The sequence below is a fragment of the Frankia sp. RB5 genome (assembly GCF_059816245.1).
On the sequence record NZ_JCBATA010000005.1, the window covers coordinates 54,524 to 75,176 of the forward strand.

General features: G+C 70.2%; 17 protein-coding genes. 11 read left to right on the top strand and 6 right to left on the bottom strand.

Annotated features, from left to right (window positions below; all coding sequences use genetic code 11):
- The first annotated feature begins 53 nt into the window (after positions 1–53).
- The 9 genes from AC6EXY_RS03815 (at position 54) to AC6EXY_RS03855 (ending at position 9,674) form a co-directional block, all read left to right on the top strand.
- On the top strand, positions 54–818 hold the full coding sequence (locus AC6EXY_RS03815) for an SDR family NAD(P)-dependent oxidoreductase (protein ID WP_101831497.1): 765 nt from the start codon (positions 54–56) through the stop codon (positions 816–818).
- On the top strand, positions 818–1,675 hold the full coding sequence (locus AC6EXY_RS03820) for an enoyl-CoA hydratase-related protein (protein ID WP_243407441.1): 858 nt from the start codon (positions 818–820) through the stop codon (positions 1,673–1,675). Before AC6EXY_RS03815 ends, AC6EXY_RS03820 begins: the two co-directional genes overlap by 1 nt.
- 106 nt (positions 1,676–1,781) lie before the next feature.
- A complete protein-coding gene (locus AC6EXY_RS03825) occupies positions 1,782–2,588 on the top strand; it encodes an enoyl-CoA hydratase/isomerase family protein (protein WP_101831495.1) in 807 nt (268 codons plus the stop codon).
- Positions 2,589–2,592: 4 nt separating this feature from the next.
- Entirely contained in the window at positions 2,593–3,474 is an 882-nt protein-coding gene (locus AC6EXY_RS03830; protein WP_207770266.1) for an enoyl-CoA hydratase/isomerase family protein, read from the top strand.
- Positions 3,471–4,625 carry a phosphotransferase family protein gene (locus AC6EXY_RS03835; RefSeq protein WP_101831494.1) on the top strand — a complete coding sequence of 385 codons (1,155 nt, stop codon included), beginning with the start codon at positions 3,471–3,473 and terminating at the stop codon, positions 4,623–4,625. The genes AC6EXY_RS03830 and AC6EXY_RS03835 overlap by 4 nt, the downstream gene beginning before the upstream one ends.
- Positions 4,622–5,713 carry an Rv3169 family protein gene (locus tag AC6EXY_RS03840; RefSeq protein ID WP_499816622.1) on the top strand — a complete coding sequence of 364 codons (1,092 nt, stop codon included), beginning with the start codon at positions 4,622–4,624 and terminating at the stop codon, positions 5,711–5,713. Before AC6EXY_RS03835 ends, AC6EXY_RS03840 begins: the two co-directional genes overlap by 4 nt.
- Positions 5,714–5,850: 137 nt before the next feature.
- Positions 5,851–6,645: an enoyl-CoA hydratase-related protein gene (locus tag AC6EXY_RS03845; protein WP_101831493.1), complete on the top strand. Its 795-nt coding sequence runs from the start codon at positions 5,851–5,853 to the stop codon at positions 6,643–6,645.
- A 10-nt stretch (positions 6,646–6,655) separates the two neighbouring features.
- Positions 6,656–7,588 carry an SDR family oxidoreductase gene (locus AC6EXY_RS03850; RefSeq protein WP_101831492.1) on the top strand — a complete coding sequence of 311 codons (933 nt, stop codon included), beginning with the start codon at positions 6,656–6,658 and terminating at the stop codon, positions 7,586–7,588.
- Position 7,589: 1 nt separating this feature from the next.
- Complete coding sequence (locus AC6EXY_RS03855; protein WP_499816621.1) at positions 7,590–9,674, top strand: protein meaA; 2,085 nt, start codon at positions 7,590–7,592, stop codon at positions 9,672–9,674.
- Between the two features lie 130 nt (positions 9,675–9,804).
- Here AC6EXY_RS03855 and AC6EXY_RS03860 read toward each other — a convergent pair whose 3' ends face one another.
- Both AC6EXY_RS03860 and AC6EXY_RS03865 read right to left on the bottom strand, forming a co-directional pair.
- Positions 9,805–10,887, bottom strand: a complete 1,083-nt coding sequence (locus AC6EXY_RS03860; protein WP_165818337.1) for a porin PorA family protein — start codon at positions 10,885–10,887, stop codon at positions 9,805–9,807.
- A gap of 176 nt (positions 10,888–11,063) precedes the next feature.
- Positions 11,064–12,320, bottom strand: coding sequence for a LuxR C-terminal-related transcriptional regulator (locus AC6EXY_RS03865; RefSeq protein WP_133150644.1), 1,257 nt, complete (start codon positions 12,318–12,320; stop codon positions 11,064–11,066).
- Positions 12,321–12,733: 413 nt separating this feature from the next.
- On the opposite strand from AC6EXY_RS03865, the gene AC6EXY_RS03870 reads away from it, so the two are divergent.
- Positions 12,734–14,449, top strand: coding sequence for an AMP-binding protein (locus AC6EXY_RS03870; RefSeq protein WP_243407440.1), 1,716 nt, complete (start codon positions 12,734–12,736; stop codon positions 14,447–14,449).
- A 130-nt stretch (positions 14,450–14,579) separates the two neighbouring features.
- Here AC6EXY_RS03870 and AC6EXY_RS03875 read toward each other — a convergent pair whose 3' ends face one another.
- Complete coding sequence (locus AC6EXY_RS03875; RefSeq protein WP_243407439.1) at positions 14,580–15,518, bottom strand: LLM class flavin-dependent oxidoreductase; 939 nt, start codon at positions 15,516–15,518, stop codon at positions 14,580–14,582.
- A 157-nt stretch (positions 15,519–15,675) separates the two neighbouring features.
- Between AC6EXY_RS03875 and AC6EXY_RS03880 the strand changes: the two genes are divergently transcribed.
- Positions 15,676–16,188 carry a thioesterase family protein gene (locus AC6EXY_RS03880; protein WP_207770263.1) on the top strand — a complete coding sequence of 171 codons (513 nt, stop codon included), beginning with the start codon at positions 15,676–15,678 and terminating at the stop codon, positions 16,186–16,188.
- A gap of 3 nt (positions 16,189–16,191) precedes the next feature.
- Here the strand turns inward: AC6EXY_RS03880 and AC6EXY_RS03885 are convergent, their stop codons facing one another.
- From AC6EXY_RS03885 to AC6EXY_RS03895, 3 genes are all read right to left on the bottom strand, one after another.
- Positions 16,192–17,544: a PucR family transcriptional regulator gene (locus AC6EXY_RS03885; protein ID WP_133150643.1), complete on the bottom strand. Its 1,353-nt coding sequence runs from the start codon at positions 17,542–17,544 to the stop codon at positions 16,192–16,194.
- A gap of 56 nt (positions 17,545–17,600) precedes the next feature.
- The gene (locus AC6EXY_RS03890; RefSeq protein ID WP_101831485.1) at positions 17,601–19,259 is read right to left on the bottom strand and encodes an AMP-binding protein; all 1,659 of its coding nucleotides are present in this window, start codon (positions 19,257–19,259) and stop codon (positions 17,601–17,603) included.
- Between the two features lie 200 nt (positions 19,260–19,459).
- On the bottom strand, positions 19,460–20,620 hold the full coding sequence (locus AC6EXY_RS03895) for an acyl-CoA dehydrogenase family protein (protein WP_243407438.1): 1,161 nt from the start codon (positions 20,618–20,620) through the stop codon (positions 19,460–19,462).
- Between the last annotated feature and the right edge of the window lie 33 nt (positions 20,621–20,653).

Sequence of the window (20,653 nt, forward strand, 5' to 3'; positions counted from 1 at the left end):
GCTCCCGACGGCCCACCGACCACACCACTCCCCAGGACTCACAGGAGTTGTTCATGACCAACCGTGTTGCCCTCGTCACCGGTGCAGCGCAGGGAATCGGCCGGGGCATCGCGGCCTCGCTGGTCGAGGCCGGGTTCCAGGTCGCTGTCGCCGACCTGAACGCCGACGTCGCGGCCCGCACCGCGAAGGAGATCACCGCGGTGAGTGGAACCGCGATCCCCGTCGAGATCAACGTCACCGACACAGGTTCCGTGCACGCGGCGGTCGAGACGGTCGAGGCCGGTCTCGGGCCCGTCGAGGTTGTCGTCAACAACGCCGGGTGGGACGACTTCATGCCGTTCGTGGCGACCACCGAGGAGTTCTGGGACAAGATCCTCGACATCAACTTCAAGGGTGCGCTGCGGGTCATCCAGGCCGTCCTGCCGGGGATGATCGAGCGCCGTTTCGGCCGGGTCATCAACATCGGCTCTGACGCCGGCCGGGTGGGTTCCTCCCTGGAGGCCGTCTACTCCGGCGCCAAGGGCGGGATCATCGCGTTCACCAAGACGCTGGCCCGCGAGGTCGCGACCAAGGGCGTCACGGTCAACACCGTCTGCCCCGGTCCGACCGACACACCGGCGCTGCGTGCCTTCGCGCAGCGGGGCCAGGGAGGTGCCGACGCCGAGAAGGTGATCGCCGGCATGACGCGCGCGGTGCCGATGCGGCGACTGGGCACCCCCGAGGATGTCGGACCCGCCGTGGCGTTCCTCGCCTCCGACGGCGCCGGCTTCGTCACCGGGCAGACGCTGTCGGTCTCCGGCGGCCTGACGATGGCTTGATGACAATGCCCACCACACCAGCCGTACCCACCTCACCAGCGGCGACGGCGTCCGCCCAGCCAGCCGGGATGAACGACGCGGCGGACCAGGTCGTGACGTGGCGGACGCACGCGCCGGGCATCCAGGTCGTCACGATGGCCCGCCCACCCGCCAACGCTCTGGGCGTGCCGCTGCTCGAGGGTCTGCACCGCGCCATCGACCACGCCGAAGCGGCGGGCGACATCAAGGTCGTGGTCGTCACCTCCGCCCTGCGCGGCTTCTTCGCCGCGGGCGCCGACATCAAGCACCTCGCCACGATCGACGCCGCGTCGTTCACCGCCTACGGCGACCTGATGCGCGCCGTCAACGACCGGTTCGCGGCGGCTCCGTTCCTGTCGATCGCCGCGATCGACGGACTGGCGCTGGGCGGCGGGCTCGAACTCGCGATGGCCTGCACGCTGCGGGTCGCCGGCCCCCGGGCCGCGCTCGGCCTGCCCGAGGTGAAGATCGGACTGATCCCCGGAGCCGGCGGCACCCAACGGCTGACCCGCCTCGTCGGACGTTCGCACGCGCTCGACATCATGCTGACCGCTCGCCGGGTGCCGGCCAGCGAGGCCCAGGCGATCGGGCTTGTCGACCGGTTCGTCGACGAGGACGGCGGCGGCGAGCGCGGCGCGCTGGCCCTGGCGGCGGAGCTGATCGGCCCGTCGCTGCCCGCACAGCTCGCGGTCGTGCGCACCGTGGACGCCGCCGGCGACCTCCCCCTCGCCGAGGGGTTCCGCTACGAGGTCGAACAGGAGCAGGAACTGTTCGAGACCGGCGAGGCGGCCGAGGGCATCCGGGCGTTCGTCGACAAGCGGCGGCCCCGCTTCGCCTGAGCGGATCCGCCAGATGTCCCGCCCCGGCCGCGCTCCCGGGGCCACTAGGCCACTGGGCCACTCACCTTCGACGAACCGCTCGTCACCGATGACAGGAGGCGGACAGATGACGACGCCGACCTACGAGACCTTCCTGACCGACGAACCGCGGCCGGGCGTCGTGCTGCTCACGCTGAACCGGCCGGACCGCTACAACGCCATGACCGACACGATGTTCGTCGAGCTGGAGGCGTTCGCCCGGCGGCTCGACGCGGACAGCCGCGCGCGGGTCCTGGTCATCACCGGTGCCGGCCGTGCCTTCTGCGCGGGCTTCGACCTGGCCGCCGCCGACGGACTACCCGGTCTGGGCGCGTTGGGCATGCTCGACCAGCAGGAGCGCGCGGCGCGGGCGCTGCTGGCGATCCGATCACTGAAGGTGCCGGTCGTCGCGGCCGTCAACGGTCCGGCCGCCGGCGGCGGGCTCTCGCTCGCGCTCGCGGCGGACATCCGGCTGGCGTCGCCGGAGGCGAAGTTCAACGCGGCGTTCGTGCGCATCGGGCTGTCGGCCGGGGACCTGGGGGTTTCCTGGCTGCTCACCCGGCTGGTCGGGCCGGCTGTCGCCAGCGAGATCTGCTTCACGGGCCGCCTGGTCGACGCGCGCGAAGCCGAGCACATCGGGCTCGTCAACCAGGTGAGCGAGTCCGGCGGCCTGCTGGACGACGTCTTCCGCCTCACCGAGCAGATCGTCGCGAACTCGCCCGGCGGCGTGCAGTTGTCCAAGCGGGCGTTGCAGGCCAACCTCGAGGTCGGTTCCTACGCGGCCGCGCTCGAGCTCGAGAACCGTGGTCAGGCGCTGCTGACCCGCAGCCAGGACATGCCCGAGGCACTGGCCGCCTTCCGTGAAAAGCGCACGCCTGTCTTCAGAGGAGATTGACACCGTGGCCAGCACAGTGAACGGGACAGCTTTACCGGGGGAGGCGGCGCCGAGGGAGGCGGCGCCGAGCGTCGCCGCCCTGGCGCTGCCCGAGTTCGAGACACTCGCCATCGAGGTGCTCGACGGCGCCATCGCGGTCCTGCGCGTCAACCGCCCGGAGCGGATGAACTCCCAGACCGTCACGATGTTCCACGAGTTCGGTGCGGCCGCTCTGGCGCTGCGGGACAGCGGTCTGCGGGCCCTCGTCCTCACCGGCGCGGGAACCCGGGCCTTCTGCGCCGGCTTCGACCTCGACGAGATCGACGTCATCACCAGGATGGGCGTGCGCGAGTTCCTCGCGTTCCAGGAGACCGCCACCGGGGGCATCCAGGCCATCCGGCATCTGCCCTTCCCCGTCCTCGCCGCGGTCCACGGCCCCGCCACCGGTGGTGGCCTCGCCCTGGCGCTGGCCGCCGACATCCGCTACGCGGCGCCCACCGCGAAGTTCAGCGCCGCGTTCGTGCGGGTCGGCCTGTCCATCGGCGAGCTCGGCACCTCCTTCAATCTTGTGCGGCTGATCGGGCCGGGCCGGGCGGCCGAGATCGGGTACACGGGTCGACTGGTCGGGGCCGAGGAGGCCGCGCGCATCGGGCTGGCGAACCGGGTCGTGCCCAGCGAGTCACTGCTCGCGGAGACCCTGGCGACAGCCCGGCTGATCGCCGCGAACTCACCGGGCGGAGTCCGACTGTCCAAGCGGGCCATCCAGCGCAACCTGGAGATCACCTCCTATGCCGCAGCTCTGGAGCTGGAGAACCGCGGCCAGGCGCTGCTGACCCGCACCGAGGACATGCCCGAAGCGCTCGCGGCGTTCAAGGAGAAGCGCCCGGCCGTCTTCACCGGCCGATGAGCGAGCTCGCGGCGGCGACGAGCCCGCCACGAGACCTGCACCCGGGCGCCGCCGCGGCGGGTGACGTCACCGCACCGGAATGGGACTGGGACGCGGCCACCCGCTCGCGGCTCGAGCGTTTCCTCGCTGAGCGTGGCCTCTGCGACGGGCCGGTGAGCACCCGGCGCATCGGCGACGGCCACTCCAACCTCACCTACCTGGTCTCCCACGGCGCCCGCCAGCTCGTCATCCGCCGCCCGCCGCCGCCCCCGGTGCCGCCCGGCGGACACGATGTCCTGCGCGAGGCCCGGCTGGTGGCCGCGTTGCGCGACTCGCCGGTCCCGGTGCCCGCGGTCCTCGCGACCGCGCGGGCGGGCGAGGTGCTCGACGTGCCCTTCTACGCCATGAGCTTCACCGGCGGGCCGGTCGTCACCACGTCGACCCCCACCCCGCTGGACACCCCCGCCACCCGCCGGGAGATAGGCGAAGCACTCATCGACACTCTGGCCGAACTCCACGCGGTCGACTGGCGTGCCAGGCACCTGGACGATCTCGGCCGGCCCGAGGGGTTCAACGCGCGCCATGTCCGGCGGCTCGGCCGGCTGGTCGCGGACGCGCACGGCGCGCTGCCGCCGGAGTTCACCGTGGCCGAGGCGTGGCTTCGCGACCACGCGCCGGCCGAGTCAGGCGCCTCGATCGTGCACAACGACTACCGCATCGGCAATGTGATCATCGAGCCGGGCCCGCCGGGCCGGGTCGCGGCCGTGCTCGACTGGGAACTCGCGACCATCGGCGACCCTCTGTTCGACGTCGGCTATTTCCTCGCGTCCGTGCCGGAGCCGGGCGAGCCGCTCACCCCCACCCAGCTGCTCGGGACGGCGCAGCTCGAGGGCGGATACCCCAGCCGCGCCGAACTCGGCGCCCGCTACGCCGAACGCACCGGCCGCGACCTCGGCGGGCCCAGCCTGTCGAGGCTGACCTGGTACACCACGCTCGCGCTGTGGAAGCTGGCCGCGCTGTACGAGTACAGCCGCCGGCGGGCCGGGACGGGCTCCGGCGACCCCTACTACACCGACCCCGCGCTGGTCCGCTCCTTCCTCGACGCGGCGCACCGCACCGCCGGGCTGCCTCCTCTCCAGCAGGCCCGTCCCGGATCGAAGGAGGCACAGTGAGCGACACCGAGTTCCACGACGATCTCGTCACGCCGCGGACAGCCGCGGCGAACGACCTGCCCGACCGGTTCTTCGACCGTTTCATGTTCAACGCCCACCCGGTGGACCGCACCGGCCCGTCGATCGTGCTCGGCTGCGGGCTCTACCCCACCCGCAACGTGATCGACGGTTTCACGGTCGTCGTGGCCGGAGCCGAGCAGCACAACCTGCGCTGGTCGACCGAGCTGGACGCGACGGACTGGCGCGGCGGCGGGCCGTTTCGTTTCGAGATGCTCGAGGCGAACCGCGCCTGGCGGCTCGTTCTCGACGACAACCCGAGCGGGCTGGCGTTCGACCTCACCTGGCGGGCACGTACGCCGGCCTGGGTCGGTGACGTCGAGGTGCACAACAGCGACGACTCCACGCCGACCAGGTTCGAGCACCTCGTCCAGTCCGGTCTGCACCACGGCTGGCTGACCGTCGGCGGCGTGAGGACCCAGGTCGACGGCTGGTACGGCCAGCGTGACCGGTCCCGTGGCGTACGCACCATGTCGGGGGGGCAGGGTCTGCACCTCTGGTTCCAGGCCCAGTTCCCCGACCGCTCCGTCGGTTTCCTGCTGGTCGAGGACCGTCGTGGCGGGCGCATCCTGCTCGAGGGCTCGGTGATGCACGCCGGCGGGACCGGCGCGGGCGGCGGTGCCGGCGGCCTCGACCCGATCGTGGACGTACGTCACGACCTGCGGTTCAACGGCGAGCTCGACCTGCGTTCGGGCACCGTCGAGGTGACGACGGCTTCCGGGCGGACCTGTCTCATCGACTGCGACGCGTCGGCCGGCGGCGGCTTCCTGGCCGGTGGCGGCTACGGCGGCCAGCACGGCCGACCACGCGGGCGGGACCATGTCGAGCACGACGTCTATCCGCTCGACGGGACCGTCTCCCCCCGCTCTCTGGACACGGCGCTGACCGACCGGCTGACCGCCTTCAGCTGGGACGGCACAGCGGGCACGGGGATCTTCGAGTTCGCCCACAGCCGCAGCCCGTCGTACGTCTACCAGGCAACGCTTCGAGGCCAGTGCGACCAGTTGATTGGGCCTCACCCTCCTGCGTAAAGTCTGCCAATGGTCAGTCCTAAAAGTTGACCTTAACGATCATCTGCCGATGCCACCGGCCCACCCTCATCCCCGCGCCGCGCGCGAGGGTCCGGGCCGCGGCCAGCGCGGCAACCGCGAGAGAGGACCCATGGTCGATGGACGACTTCACTGACGTCACGTACGAGGTCGAGAACGGCCTCGCCTGGATCACGATCAACCGGCCGGATCGCTACAACTCCTTTCGGGCCCGCACGGTCGACGAACTGGTTCTCGGTTTCAAGCGGGCCTGGGGCAGCGACGACGTGGGCGTGATCGCTCTCACCGGCGCCGGGGAGAAGGCGTTCTGCACCGGCGGCGACCAGAAGCAGCGCATGGAGACCGGCGACTACGGCCCGTCGGCCAGCGGGCTGTTCGAGGTCGACTCCCTGCACCGGGTCATCCGCGACGTGCCCAAGCCGGTGATCGCGGCCGTCAATGGCTTCGCCATCGGCGGTGGCCACGTGCTGCACCTGCTCTGCGATCTGACTCTCGCCGCGGAGACCGCCAAGTTCGGCCAGAACGGCCCGCGTGTCGGCTCCTTCGACGCCGGCTTCGGCACCGGCCTGATGGCCCGGGCGATCGGGGAGAAGCGCGCGCGAGAGATCTGGTTCCTCTGCCGGCAGTACTCGGCACAGCAGGCGTACGAGTGGGGTCTGGTCAACAAGGTCGTCCCGGCCGACCAGCTCCGCAAGGAAGTCCGGTCGTGGGCGGACGAGATCCTGCGCCTCTCCCCCACCGCCCTGAAGGTCCTCAAGCAGTCCTTCAACACCGACACCGAGCACTTCGCCGGCATCGGCCAGATGGCCTACTCCAGCCTGCGGATGTTCGGCGAGACCGCGGAGGCCAAGGAGGGCATCACCGCCTTCAACGAGAAGCGCGCTCCCGACTTCTCCACCTACCGCGGCAACTGAGGGAAGCGGGATGACAGGTCAGTCGGCACCGCCGTCGCCGTCACCGTTCGCCAGCGACGCGCTGGCCGGCAAGCGCGTCCTCATCACCGGCGGCGGTACCGGACTCGGCCGGGGCCTCGCCGGTCATCTCGTCGCGCACGGCGCGGACGTCCACCTGTGGGGACGGCGCGAAAGCGTGTTGCGGGAGGCCGCCGAGGAGGCGTCCGCCGGGAAGCCCGACAGGGTGCACGTGGACGTCGTCGACATCCGCCGCTTCGACCGGGTGGACGAGGCGATGGGGGCCCTCTGGGCCGAGCACGGGCCTCTCACCAGCGTCCTCAACAACGCGGGGGCGAACTTCATCGCCCGCACCGAAGATCTCAGCCCGCGCGCCTTCGAGGCCGTGACCAGCACGATCATGGACGGGTCGTACTTCACCACCACGGCCGCGGCCCGGCGCTGGATCGCGGGCGGCCTGCCCGGCAGCGTCCTGTCCAACCTGACGACCTGGGTCTGGTCGGGTTCGGCGTTCGTCGTGCCGGCCGCGATGGCCAAGGCCGCCGTCCACGCGATGACGATGTCGCTGGCGGCGGAGTGGGCCCGGCACCGCATCCGGGTGAACGCCATCGCGCCCGGGCCGATCCCGACCGACTACGCCTGGGCGATGCTCAATCCCACGGACAGGAGCTCGGGCGGGGCGACCCAGACCGACCGGATCCCGGCGGGACGCCCCGGCACCGTCGCGGAACTGGCCCACCTTGTCATCTTCCTGCTGTCGGATGCCTGCGACTACCTGACCGGCCAGACGATCGCGATGGACGGCGGCCAGATGCTCGCCGGCCCGGGCACTTTCGCGGAACTCGCGACACTGACCGACGCGGACTGGACAGAGATCCGCGCGCAGAGCACGGCCGCCTCCGCCACGAGCGCGGCACAGCGCACAACGCAGCGGAACAGCGGCTGACATGCCCGAGCCGTCGCCCACAGAGCCGTCGCTCACAGAGCCGTCCACCACGGAGCCGCCGCCCACCGATCCGCCCTCGCGGGTCACTGTGGCGCCATCCGCGAGATGCGAGCGGGATCGGCCATGGATCATCCGGACCTACGCGGGACATTCCAGCCCGGCCGAGAGCAACGCTCTGTACCGCCGCAACCTGGCCAAGGGACAGACGGGTCTGTCTGTGGCCTTCGACCTGCCGACGCAGACCGGGTACGACCCCGACGACGTCCTCGCGCGCGGCGAGGTCGGCAAGGTCGGCGTGCCCGTCGCACATCTGGGTGACATGCGGGCGCTGTTCGACCAGATTCCGCTGGGTCGGATGAACACGTCCATGACGATCAACGCCACCGCGATGTGGCTGCTCGCGCTCTACCAGGTGGTGGCCGAGGAGCAGGGCGCGCAGCCCGCGGAGCTGACCGGCACGACGCAGAACGACATCATCAAGGAGTACCTGTCGCGCGGGACGTACGTCTTCCCGCCCGGCCCGTCGCTGCGGCTGATCACGGACGTCGTGGCCTACACGGTGACCGAGGTCCCGCGCTGGAATCCGATCAACATCTGCAGCTACCACCTGCAGGAGGCCGGCGCGACGCCGGTGCAGGAGCTGGCGTACTCGCTGTGCACCGTGATCGCGGTGCTGGACGCGGTCGTCGCCTCCGGCCAGGTGCCGCCGGAGCGGATGGGCGAGGTGTGCGCCCGGATGTCGTTCTTCGTGAACGCGGGTGTCCGCTTCGTCGAGGAGCTGTGCAAGATGCGCGCGTTCGTCGCGCTGTGGGACGACCTGCTGCGCACCCGCTACGGCGTGACGGACCCGAAGCACCGGCGGTTCCGCTACGGCGTGCAGGTCAACTCCCTCGGGCTGACGGAGGCGCAGCCGGAGAACAACGTGATCCGGATCGTGCTGGAGGCGCTCGGCGTCACCCTGTCGAAGGACGCCCGCTGCCGGGCCCTGCAGCTGCCGGCGTGGAACGAGGCGCTGGGCCTGCCGCGCCCCTGGGACCAGCAGTGGTCGCTGCGCATCCAGCAGATCCTCGCCCACGAGACGGACCTGCTGGAGTACCCGGACCTGTTCGAGGGCTCGGTGGTCGTCAGGGCACGGGTGGACGAGCTCGTCGCCGCGGCGACGGAGGAGATCGACCGGGTGCAGGCGATGGGCGGGGCCATCGCGGCGGTCGAGAGCGGCTACATGAAGTCGCGGCTGGTGGCCTCGCAGGCGACCCGGCGGGCCCGGATCGAGTCCGGCGAGGACGTCGTGGTCGGGGTGAACCGCTTCACCGAGACCGAGCCGAACCCGCTGCTCGCCGACATGGACGCGGCGGTCCAGACGGTCGACCCGGCGGGGGAGCAGGCGGCCCGGGAGCAGGTCGCGGCCTGGCGCGCGGGCCGGGACGCGGTGCGGGTCGACGAGGCGCTGCTGGGCCTGCGGGAGGCCGCGAAGTCCGACGTCAACCTGATGCCGGCGACGCTGACCTGCGCCCGCGCCGGGGTGACGACCGGGGAGTGGGCCGGCGTCCTGCGGGAGGTGTTCGGCGAGTACCGCGCCCCCACCGGTGTCTCCGGGGTGTCCACCGCCTCGGGCGGTGACGACCTGGCCGAGGTGCGCGGCCTGGTCAGCCGCACCGGCGAGAGGCTTGGACGTCGCCTGCGGCTGCTGGTCGGCAAGCCCGGCCTGGACGGACATTCGAACGGCGCCGAGCAGATCGCGGTGCGGGCGCGCGACGTGGGCTTCGAGGTGGTCTACCAGGGCATCCGTCTCACGCCGGCGCAGATCGTCACCGCGGCGGTCGAGGAGGACGTCCACGTGGTCGGGCTGTCGGTGCTGTCCGGGTCGCACATGAACCTGGTCCCCGAGGTGCTCGACGGGCTGCGGGACGCCGGGCTCGCCGACGTGCCGGTGGTGGTCGGCGGCATCATTCCGCCCGCCGACGCGCAGGCGCTGACGGCGCTGGGCGTCGCCGCGGTCTTCACTCCGAAGGACTACGGCCTCACCGAGATCATGCGCGGCATCGTGAACATCGTGCGGACGGCGAACGGGCTCGCCGGTGCCTGACCGCCGGTCGGTGGACCAGGCCCGCGGCCCGTCACCGGCGGGCACGGCACCTGGTCCCGCCACGGCGGACGGGCCGCCTGGTCCCTCGCCCGCGGACGCGGTCGCGCTCGCGACCCGGGCGGGCGACACCTCAGTCCCGATCCGCCTCGGCGCGCACGCTTTCCTTCACCGCGGGCGCCGTGGGCCGGTCGGACGCGGCGCCCGCGGCCGACGGGTTCGCGGCGGTCCTGGTGCGGCGGATGACAGCCACGATGATGAGCAGGAGCCCGACAGCCGCGAGGGCGAGAGGCGCGACGACACCGATGAGGATCAGAAGTCTCCCGCCCGAGGCCGCCTTGTCCGCGAGCTCCGTGACCGAGGCGGACGTCAGCTTCACCTTCACCGACATCACCGGCAGCAACTGGATGGCCCTGCCGGCGTCGGCGACGCTGGCGATGATCCGCTGATCCTGGGTGGTGTCCACGACCAGCCCGGTCTGCTGGTCGACCACCGCCACCACTGTCGTCCGCGCGGTGTAGCTGATCGGTACGTTCGCGGGCAGTGACGGCAGCGCGGCGGTGAGCCTGCCGGCGGTCTCCGTGGCCAGCAGCGGCGAGAGCGAGGACAACAGACCCTTGGGCAGCGCCGCGGGCAGCGACTTCACCACCGTGGGATCCTTCAACGCGGCATCGGCGACATAGGTGAAACGGTAGGTGGAACGGCCGTCTGTGGAGCCTGCGCCAAGGTATTTCCCGGGCCAGCCCCGCTGCGTGGCGGTGTCGTACAACTGGTACTGCGCTGAGGGGCTCGGCCCGATCGGCCAGGCGACCGGGAGCGAACCGCTCGTCGGCTCGACGACGGTCCCGTCCGGGGACGCGACGCCGGCCAGGCTCGTGCGGTCCAGCGCATAGGTGTGCCGATTCGTCTGCGGGGGGCCACCCGCCCGAACCGTGACATCGTCGCCGACAATCGCATGGTCCCCGTGTACCGATTTCACGTAGGTACGCCGATCGATACTGACGGGGACGTCCTTCGCGAGCGCGTGCTCCATGTCCCCGGCCGCGAGCGCGTTCGCGTCGAGGAACGTTCCGGTTCCGGTGTACTGGACAGACACATCGGTGCTCTTCGGTAACTTCTGCCCGGCGGGTAACACCACGAATCTGGTGAGCACGGCGACCACCAGGAGGACAAGGCCGACCAGACCGACCACGATCGAAGAACGGCGGACACGCAAGAGGACTCCCTCAGTTCGTGATTGTGGGAACGACTGGGTGACATGCACGCGGAATGAGATCGAGCGCGCCCCCTCCACCCCAGGAAGGCAGCGAAGCCGTCATCTTCGAAAGCTGGACGGGGAGGAAACCCCAGAGCCAGCGCCACCCATGATGACCCTGTGGAACGTGGTCCACATCACCCGAAGGGGTGGGATTTCTGCCCCGCTAGGTGGCCGGTCACCGCGAGCTCGAGAGACCGGCCCCGACCGCGATGGTAGGTGGCCCCGGCCTCGGAGCGGGTTGCCACACCGAGCTTGCGCAGAACGCTCTTGACATGCGTTTTGACGGTGGCCTCGGTGACGAAAAGCCGCTCGCCGATCTGGGCGTTGGTCAATCCTTCCGCGACCAGGCGCAGGACCTGCTCCTCCCTGCGGGTCAACTCGGCGCGCCAGGCATCGGCGTCCGGCGGCTCCGACAGACACGGATACGGGCGCGAGACGCTCACGGCCTCACGCCCGTCCTGGTCGTGCGGCGACCTGGAGTATCCGTCCGCCAGCGATGCGGGACGCGTCGCCCCACAGGGGTCACTCACAAAGTGGTCCTGCTCGCGGCCGAGTCGCCCCATCAGATCATGCAGCATCGCGGTGTGGCCTTCTACAGTCTCGCGGACGGTTTCCAGATCCCGCAGCGTCCGGACCCGCTCCAAAGCGAGTCCGAGTCCTGAGGACAGCAGAGCGAGCAGGTCGCGATCGAACCCGTCCATCGCGCCCGTCTCGGTGTTGCGGTCCACATGCAGCAATCCCACGACCTGTTCGTGGAAAACCAGCGGCGCGGCGACGTAGGACCGCGAGTGCGTGACCGCGAGCAACTGAGCGTGCACACGCGGGTTGCCCTGGACATCGTGGACCAGAATTGTCGAACAAGTCCGCACGACTTCTTCCTCAAGCAGGCCGTGAACACGCCGGAAGGCCGGGCTGCCACCGGCGGTGACAATGGCGGCCGCCTCACCCGGGTCCGTGCGGGTGAAGGCGGCGCAGGGAACCCACCGGCCATCCCGGATCCAGGAGAACAGGACTCGGTCGTAGCCAAGCTCGGCGGTGAGGTTCGGAATGAGGTCGGTGAGCTCGGCGACCGTCGTCGCCGTACGGAGCCGATGCAGCGACCGAGCGAGAAGAGCATGGATCGCGCGGCCGCGAAGGGCCATCCAGCTGATGAGCTCCAGCCGCGCCGAGGCGAGCTCGTTCTCGGCGATCTCGGCCGCCTCGGTCAGTCCCGGCCGCGAGCCGGTGGAGGCCCGCACCGCGGCGGACGCCTCGGTCAGCGCCTGCAGGACCTGCTCGGGGTCAGACACGCCAAAGCGAGGTAAAGGGACATTAATGCGAAAAACGGACGTCGCTGAGCGGAGTGCGCTCTCCGCGGCGACAAATGTCTGTTCGTACCCGATGCGCCGCACTTTGACATCCCTCCGATCATGCCCCCACCTGGAGTTTCGGAACGATAAAATGGTATGACCTTAACGTCAAGGTGGCGACGGGCGGCCAGGGCGGCAGCTTCTGCTCGCGACATCCGACACCTCACCGTCACCGGCGAACCCTCACCCGCCGGCGGTCACTTCTGGCAACGGCGGCAACGCGGAGCGTGCTCCTTCCCGCCAGCCACGCCACCCGACCCCTTCCCTGGCCGTCGCGGGCACCCCTCGCGCCAGACGGGACAGGCTGGCGCACCCCGCCGGAGGAAGACGATTGCACATTTGGCCAGACCATTATAACTTGCGACCACACGGCCCGGCCAGCACCAATCCGTCCTCCGGCGCCAGCGCCAGTACCCCATCCACCGCGCCCGATCGCGACCTTCCAGGATGACTCGATGACTCCCATGGGCATTCCCACCGTCAGCGACCGCTATGATCAACTTGAGGTAGAACGCTTCTACGCCTCGGGCTACTGGGGAAAGGAGACCTTAGGGGACGTGCTCGCTCGGCAGGCGGGCGCATTAGGGGGCAAGACCTTCATCACCGACGGCAAGGTCTCGATGACCTACCGCGAAGCCCACGAGATCTCGCTTCGCCTCGCTGTCGGTCTGCGGGCACGCGGGGTGCGGGCCGGCGACCGGGTGGCGGTTCAGATGCCCAGCTGGGCCGAATTCGCCGTCATCGTCGCGGCGATCGCCCGACTGGGCGCCGTAGCGGTGCCCATCATGCCGATCTACCGCCGCGACGAGGTCGGTCATGTACTCGATGACGCGGACGTGAAGGTGGTGTTCACAGCCTCCACCTTCAAGGGATTCGACCATCTGGGAATGTTCCGGAATCTCGCGGCCGAGCGACCCGCGCTGCATTCGATCGTGGTGCTTCGCGACGACACCGCCGCACTCGCGTCGGAAGATCACCGCCCAGGTTCAGGTGCCGACGTGCTTCCGCTGAGCGCGGTCAGCGCCGACATCGAGCCGTCGCTCGCGGAGGCCCGGCTGGGCTCACCGGTGGGCCCGGACGACCCGTTCGTCATCGTCTACACATCCGGAACCACCGCCCGCCCCAAGGGCTGCCTGCACACGTTCAACACCTATGCGTCGGGTGCCCGCGCGCTCGGCGAGGCGTTCGGCTACACCGAGCGGGACGTACAGTTCGGCCCGTCGCCGATCACCCACACGACCGGCCTCGTCACCAGTGTGCTGCTCCCCCTCCTGCACGGCGGAGCCACACACGTCATGCCCGAATGGGAACCGGTACGGGGCCTGGCCGAGATCGCCAGGTACCGGTGCTCGGTGACGGTCGCCGCCACGACCTTCCTCCAGATGGCGCTTGACGCCTACGATCCGGACCGCCACGACGCCTCGTGCCTGCGCGTCTGGGTGTCCGCGGGCGCCCCGATCCCCCGCTCGATCGTCGAGCGCGCCCGGACGCTGTTCCCGGACACACGAGTCCTGAGCCTGTACGGACGCAGCGAGAACCTCACGACCACCACCTGCACGGTGGACGACGACCCGGAGCGGGCACTGACCTCCGACGGGTCGGCACTGCCGTTCAGTGAGGTCAGGATCGTCGACCTGGTTGGCGAACCAGTCCCGGCGGGTACCGAGGGCGACATCGCCTACAAGGGCCCGTCACACATGCTCGGCTACCTCGGCCGACCCGATGACACCGCCGCGCTGTTCACTCCCGACGGGTTCTCCCGCTCGGGCGACCTCGGAGTCATGGACGCCGACGGGTTCGTGCGCGTCACCGGCCGGACCAAGGACATCGTCATCCGCGGTGGGATGAACATCAGCGTCCGGGAGATCGAGGATCTCCTCGCCGCGCACCCGGCAATCCACTCCGTCGCGGTGGTCGCGATGCCCGACGAACGACTCGGTGAGCGCGCGTGCTGCTACATCGTCCCCGCTGACCCCGGGAGCCCGCCCACCCTGGCATCGCTGAAGGAGTACCTCCAGGAGCGGGGAATCGCGCTCCAGAAGACACCGGAGCATCTGGAGATACTCGAAGCGATGCCGATGACGGCGACCGGGAAGATCCAGAAGCATGTGCTCCGGAAGGACATCGCCGAGAAGGCAGGCCGCCTGGCCGGCGTTCCAGCCGGACGCTGACGGCCGTTCTCCCGTCAGGCCTGACCCCGGACGGACCGTGACGGGCCCGATTTCCGGCGTTCTTCGTTCCCAGCGAGCCGGGGCGAAGCGACCGATGTCGCGCGGTTTCGGTCGCGGCCTTGCCGGTTGGTCACGGGGCTTCGACCGCCTGGCCGCGGAGCAGATCCCGGACTTCGGCGGCCTGCTCGATCGCCGCGTGCACCGTGTCGGCGACGGGTATCAGGGTCAGCGTCCGCGCACCCGCCTGAACGTAGGGAGTGAGGAACCCGGCGACGTCCCGCGGCGTGCCGGCCGCGCTGATGTGCGCGAACTTCTCGGCGGGCAGGTTGTAGAGGTGTGACATCCGCTCCCCCAGCGCCGCCCTCGCGGTCGCGGCGTCACGGCCGAAACCGACCCAGACGTTGAGCCCCGCGAAGGTGGGCGCGGGCCGGCCGGCCGCGGAACACGCAGCCAGGATTTGCTGGTGGGTGGCGGCATATCTGCGGGCCGAGCACCACATCCCGAGCCAGCCGTCGCCGTCCGCGGCCGTCCGCCGCACCGCCACCTCCCCCGCGCCTCCGATGAGGATCGGAACCCTGGGCTCAAGGGCAGGAAGGATCCGCGCGTTCTCAAGCTGGAAGAACCGCCCCCGATGGTCGACAGCCTCACCTGTCGCCAGCCGGCGCAGCAGCCCGAGGGTCTCGTCCATGCGGCGACCGCGGGTCGCCGGGTCGACGCCCATGTTGCTGACCTCGGCGCGGTCCTCCCCGGCGACTCCGACTCCCAGGATCAGCCGGCCGGGCGCGACCTGGGTCAGCGTCGCGAGCGAGCGGGCGGTGGCCATCGGATGGCGCAGGCCCGCCAGGTAGACGCCGATCAGCACCTTGAGGGTGTCATGCGACGCGAGCGCGGTCGTCGCGGCGACGATCCCGTCGAAGCCCGTGCCGCCATGGAAACTGATGTGGTCACCGACTGTGAGATGGTCGAGGCCGGCGTCGGCCAGGTGGTCGAGGATGGCCCGGCGCGCCGCCGGAGCGGCCGCGAGGAGCTCGTCGTTGACGGCGACGCCAAGAGTGAGGTCGGAGTTCACCGCCGCATCGTCTCGCAGACCGGGCACACTTTCGACCAATGGAATGACCAAATACTGGTGGTTGATCCAGCGGGGACGCCCGGACGCGACCCACGCGCTGTGGAAACCGACAGTCGCCGCGATCCGCCCCGGTGCCGGCCGACCATAGAGTCGGACCATGATGTCTCCGACGACGCAGGCACCCACCTGGGATCAGGTCACGCAGCTCCCGGCGCTGGTCGAGGCGAAGGTCGAGCCGGAGTTCATCGACTTCAACGGGCACATGAACATCCGCCACTACCTTGACGCCGGCGCCCAGAGCGCCGATCGGCTCTGCCATGCCGTCGGGATCGACCAGGCCTACCGGCTCGACCGGAGAATGACCCTGTTCACCGCTGAGCACCACCTGCGTTACCTGTCGGAGCTGCAGACCGGCGACGCCTTCTCCGGGCACACGCGGGTGCTGGATCTCTCGGACAAGGTGGTCCACCTCATGTCGTTTCTGGTCGATCAGTCCCGCGAGCGACTGGCCTGCACGGTGGAGATCGTGCTCGTGCACGTGGGCCTGGAGGAGCGGAGGCCTCGGCCCTTCCCCGCGAACGTCAGCGCCGGCTGGGACCGGCTGCTCAGTGAGTCCAGGGCACTGCGCTGGACGGCGCCGGTGTGCGGGTCGATGGGCGTGCGGCGCTGAGCATCAGGCGGTGTCCTTCTTCACCCGGACCGGCTGCTCCGGGTCGGCGTCCGCCTGGCACTCGACGAACGGCGGGAGCGCCGGACAGCCTTCCAGCCGCAGCACCAGCAACGCGGTCTGGGCGCTGAGCTGATCGTTCGCGTTCGCGGCCACGTCGAGCCCGGTGAGGTCGTGCACCTTCGCCATCCGCAGTCGGACGGTGTTCTCGTGGATCCCCAGGCGGGCGGCGGACTCACGCACCGATCGGCCGGTGGCGAAGAAGCACTGAAGAGTCCGCAGCAGGTCGGCCAGGCCAGGGGCGTCGCCCAGCAGCGCGCCCAGCACGTCGTGCACATACCGTCGCACGGACCCGATGTCACTGTTCGCGACGAACAGGCGCGCGGGGCCGAGGTCATCGACGGCGATCACCGTGTTGGGTGGACGCCCGAAGCGGTCAATACACAGCACGACCTCACGGGTCTCGCGGTACGCCCGCTGGAGGCCGTCGGGCCTGGACACGGCGGACACTCCGACAATGGCCTCTGGCTCGCCCAACCGGGCCATGGCGTGCCACATCACGCGCTTCACCTGGTGCACGAACGCGACGCTCGCGGCGCCTTCGGGAACCTCGACGAGCAGGATGGTGCCCTCACGGCCCCGGGCCGCCAGTATCTCCACGCCGAGCTCCCGGGCGACCAGATCGGAGAGGACCTCGTCGTCACGGAGCTCGTCCGAAGGATGGTCGCCGATGTAGACGAGCACGCGGCCGGCGTCGGCGCGTACTCCGAGATAGTCCGCTGAGGCGAGCAGGTCGGCGTCGGTCTGGGACCCGCGCACCAGTTGGCGGGCGAACGCGGCGCGCGCGTTCCAGGACGCGCGCGCCACCCGGCGCTGCACCGCGTACTCCGTCGCGAGATGGAACGCGGTCCGCTGGGTCAGGTTCGCTTCGTCGGCACCGAGTCGTGCCGCCACCTCCGCCATGACCAGCCAGGCGAACAGTCGCCGGTCGCGGGCGACCGGGACCAGAAGGTGCCGCCGGGCGAGGCCGCGGGCGGGCTGGGCGGGGATCAGTACCGGCTTCGCCGAGGCGACGTCGACCGGTCCGCACGGTCCGAGGAGCAGGTCCAGGTCAGGCGGCCGCAAGTCGGAGCCGCGCGCGACGACGGACCTGGACACCAGTCGACGTCTCGGGTCGATCAGCCAGAGCGGATTCGCGGTGAGTTCCGCGGCGGAGCCGATCAGGCCCGAGATTCCGCCTCCCCTGGCGACCACGGCGGACAGCCGCAGTTCGACCGAGTGCCGACGGGCGAGTTCCTCGTAGCGACGCCGTAGCTCGTCGGCAGGCACGGGCGCCGACGTCCCGTCCAGGGCGCTCACAGCCGCCGCTCGCACGCAGCAGCGAACGCATGTGCGTCCCGTGGTGACGGACGCGCTCACGCCACAAGCCTTCGCCTGATCTCGGCGCGCAGGACGTGCTTCCGCACCTTGCCCGTGGCGGTCATCGGCAACGCCGAAACGATCTCGAGCCGCTCGGGCACCTTCTGGACGGCCACGCGCTGTGCGCGCAGGTAGTCGGTGACGTCGTCGAGAGCGAGCGAGTCGGCACCCGGGGCCAGCACGACGAACGCGCAGGCCTTCTCCCCGAGCCGCTCGTCGGGCATGCCGACGACGGCCACGCTCGCGATGGCCGGGTGGGTAAGCAGGTGATCCTCGATCTCCCGGGCGCTGATGTTCATCCCGCCACGGATGATGATGTCCTTGATTCTGCCGGTGACCCGGACGAAGCCGTCGGCGTCCATACGCCCCAGGTCTCCGCTGCGGGAGAAGCCGTCAGGTGTGAACAGGGCGGCCGTCTGCTCCTCGTCACGGAAATACTCGATCATGTGACTGGGGCCCCTGTAGGCGAGGTCACCCTCCTCGCCGCGAGGAAGCTCCAGACCGTCGGGCCCCACGACCCTGACCCGGGCCCCGGCAAGCGCGGAGCCATCCGAGAGGACGGCACGCTCCGGCGGGTCCTCGATCGTGCACATCGTCGTGAGGAAGTTCTCGGAGCGTCCGTAGAGGCTCAGCGTGCGGCAGCACGGCAGCACCTGTCTGGCCTGTTCCACGACGGCCCCCGGTATCGGTGACCCGGCACAGACCCAGGCGCGCATGCTGGCGGGGTCGTGCTTGGCGGGGTCGTAGGCCGCCATCAGCATCTGCAGGAACGGCGTGGCCGTGACGGCCACAGTGCAGCCGTGGCGTTCGATCCGCGCCAGCCCCTCCTGCGGGTCCCACGCCTCCATGAGGTGCGAGCTCGCTCCGGCCAGCAGGGGGAGCACCACACTGGTGACCAGCCCGGTGCTATGTGTGATGGGCGATGGGCCGAACTGGACGTCCTCGGCGGTGTAGCGCAGGCTCGCACCGATCGCCGCCGCACTGGCCCGCAGGGTGTTGAAGGTGTGGAAGCAGCCCTTCGGGCGCGCGGTGGTACCCGAGGTGTAGACGATCAGGAACCCGTCATCCGGTGAGCTGTCCGGGCCGAGCGCCTCATCGAGATCGGACGGGTCACCCTCGGCGAAGAGGGACTCCAGCGCTGTCGCCCCGGCGAGGTCACCACCCTCCCCGCGGGCGACTATGATCCGCTTGAGGTGGTCCCGTCCGGCTTGCAGGGACTGGAACATCGCCCGGTGGTCGAAGCCCCGGAAGGTGTCGGCGGTGACCGCGGCGACCGCACCGCTGTGGTCGAGGACATAGCCGACCTCGTCGTCGCGGTAGATCGGCATGATCGGCACGGTGATCGCGCCGATCCGGGACAGCGCCGCGGCCACCAGCGGGAACTCCGTCCAGTTGGGTAACTGGACGGCCACCCGGTCACCTCGTCCGATGCCGATGGCGGCAAGCCCCGCGGCCAGCCGCACAGTCCGCTCGTGGAACTCGCCGTAGGTGAGGCTGGTTGTCCCGTCAAAGACGAAGGTGCGGCTGTGACCGGAGCGGGCCTTGTCCGTGGCCACGCTGAAGAAGCTCGATGCCTGCCAGTGCCCGGACGCGTAGAAGGCGGCTATCTGCTCGTCGGTATAGCGGCTGTGGACGGTCGGGAGAGTATCGGACACTGAGACCTCCTCGTGGCACGGATCACAGCCGAAAATAGAATGGTTAGACCATTTTCGCAAGACGCACTCTCCACACAACGTCCGCCATGTTCGTCGCCATCGCTGGTCAGAGGGGCTGGAGGCCAGGAGCTACAGACAGCATCGCTGCGACCACAGGTCCCACCCGGGCATCGACCGTCAGCCGTCAGCCGTCAGCCGTGTCACCAGACGATGGCGCCGCGCCGGTAGGCCTCCCTGGCGATGATCTTCTTCTGGATCTCGGCGGTGCCGTCGGCGATCAGGTAGGCGAACACGTCCCGATAGCGCTGCTGCAGCGGGAACTCGACGGCGTACCCGAGGTTGCCGTGCACCCGGATGGCCGCCTCGATGGCGTTCTTCGCCACCACCGGTGGCCACCACTTGCTCATCGAGGCCTGCGCCGTGTGCGGCTGCCCACTCGCGCGCAGCCACAGCGCCCGGTAGCACATCCATCGGGCCGCCTCGACGTAGGTGGCCTGCTCGGCAAGCAGGAACGAGATGCCCTGGAAGTCGGCGATCGGCCGGCCGAAGGCGCGGCGCTGCTGCGAGTGGGCGAGCGCCTCGTCGAGACTGGCTCTGGCGGCACCGAGGCAGAGCAGGCCGAGCGCCGCACGGCTGAAGTCGAAATGGCTCATCACGGCGCGGAAACCCGCGCCATGCTCGCCGATACGGTACGTCGACGGGACGAAGACGTCGTCGAAGTGCAGCGTGCCCCACCCGAGCGGAAGGCAGCCCATGCCAGCGAGGTGATGGCGTGTAAGACCCTCGGCGTCCATCGGCACCAGGTAGGCGCTCACCCCGCGCGCACCGGTCGTACCGGGCTCGCGCGCGTACACCACAACACTGCTGGCGTTCATCGCCCAGGTGATGGCGGTCTTCTCCCCGCTCAGCCGCCAGCCATCCCCCACCGGGTTCGCCACCGTGCGCATCGCGGAGGCGTCGGAGCCGGAGCCCGGCTCGGTCAGCGCGATCGCCACGGTCTCCCGCCCCTCGATCAGCGGCGGCAGGTATCGCTCCCTGACCTCCTCCCCCGCGAGGGCGAGCTGCGATCCGGTCAGACCCACCTGGACAGGCGCCGCGGCGACGTTCACGTCCCCGTACGCAAGGGTCTCGGCGGCGAGGCCGAGCATGATCGGATCCTCCTCCTCGGTACCGCCGTACTCCTTGGGCAGACCGATACCCAGTAGCCCGAGCTCGCCGAGCTGACCGAGGGCCTCGAACGGGAACTCGGCGGACGCGGCGCGTTCGCGGTAGGCCGGCGCGAGAGCGGAGCGCGCGTAGTCCTCAAGAGTCGCCCGAAAGGCTTCCTGCTCTTCACTGAACGCGAACGACAGCATAGGCATAACGATCGTCCGAACACGCCCATTCTGTCAATG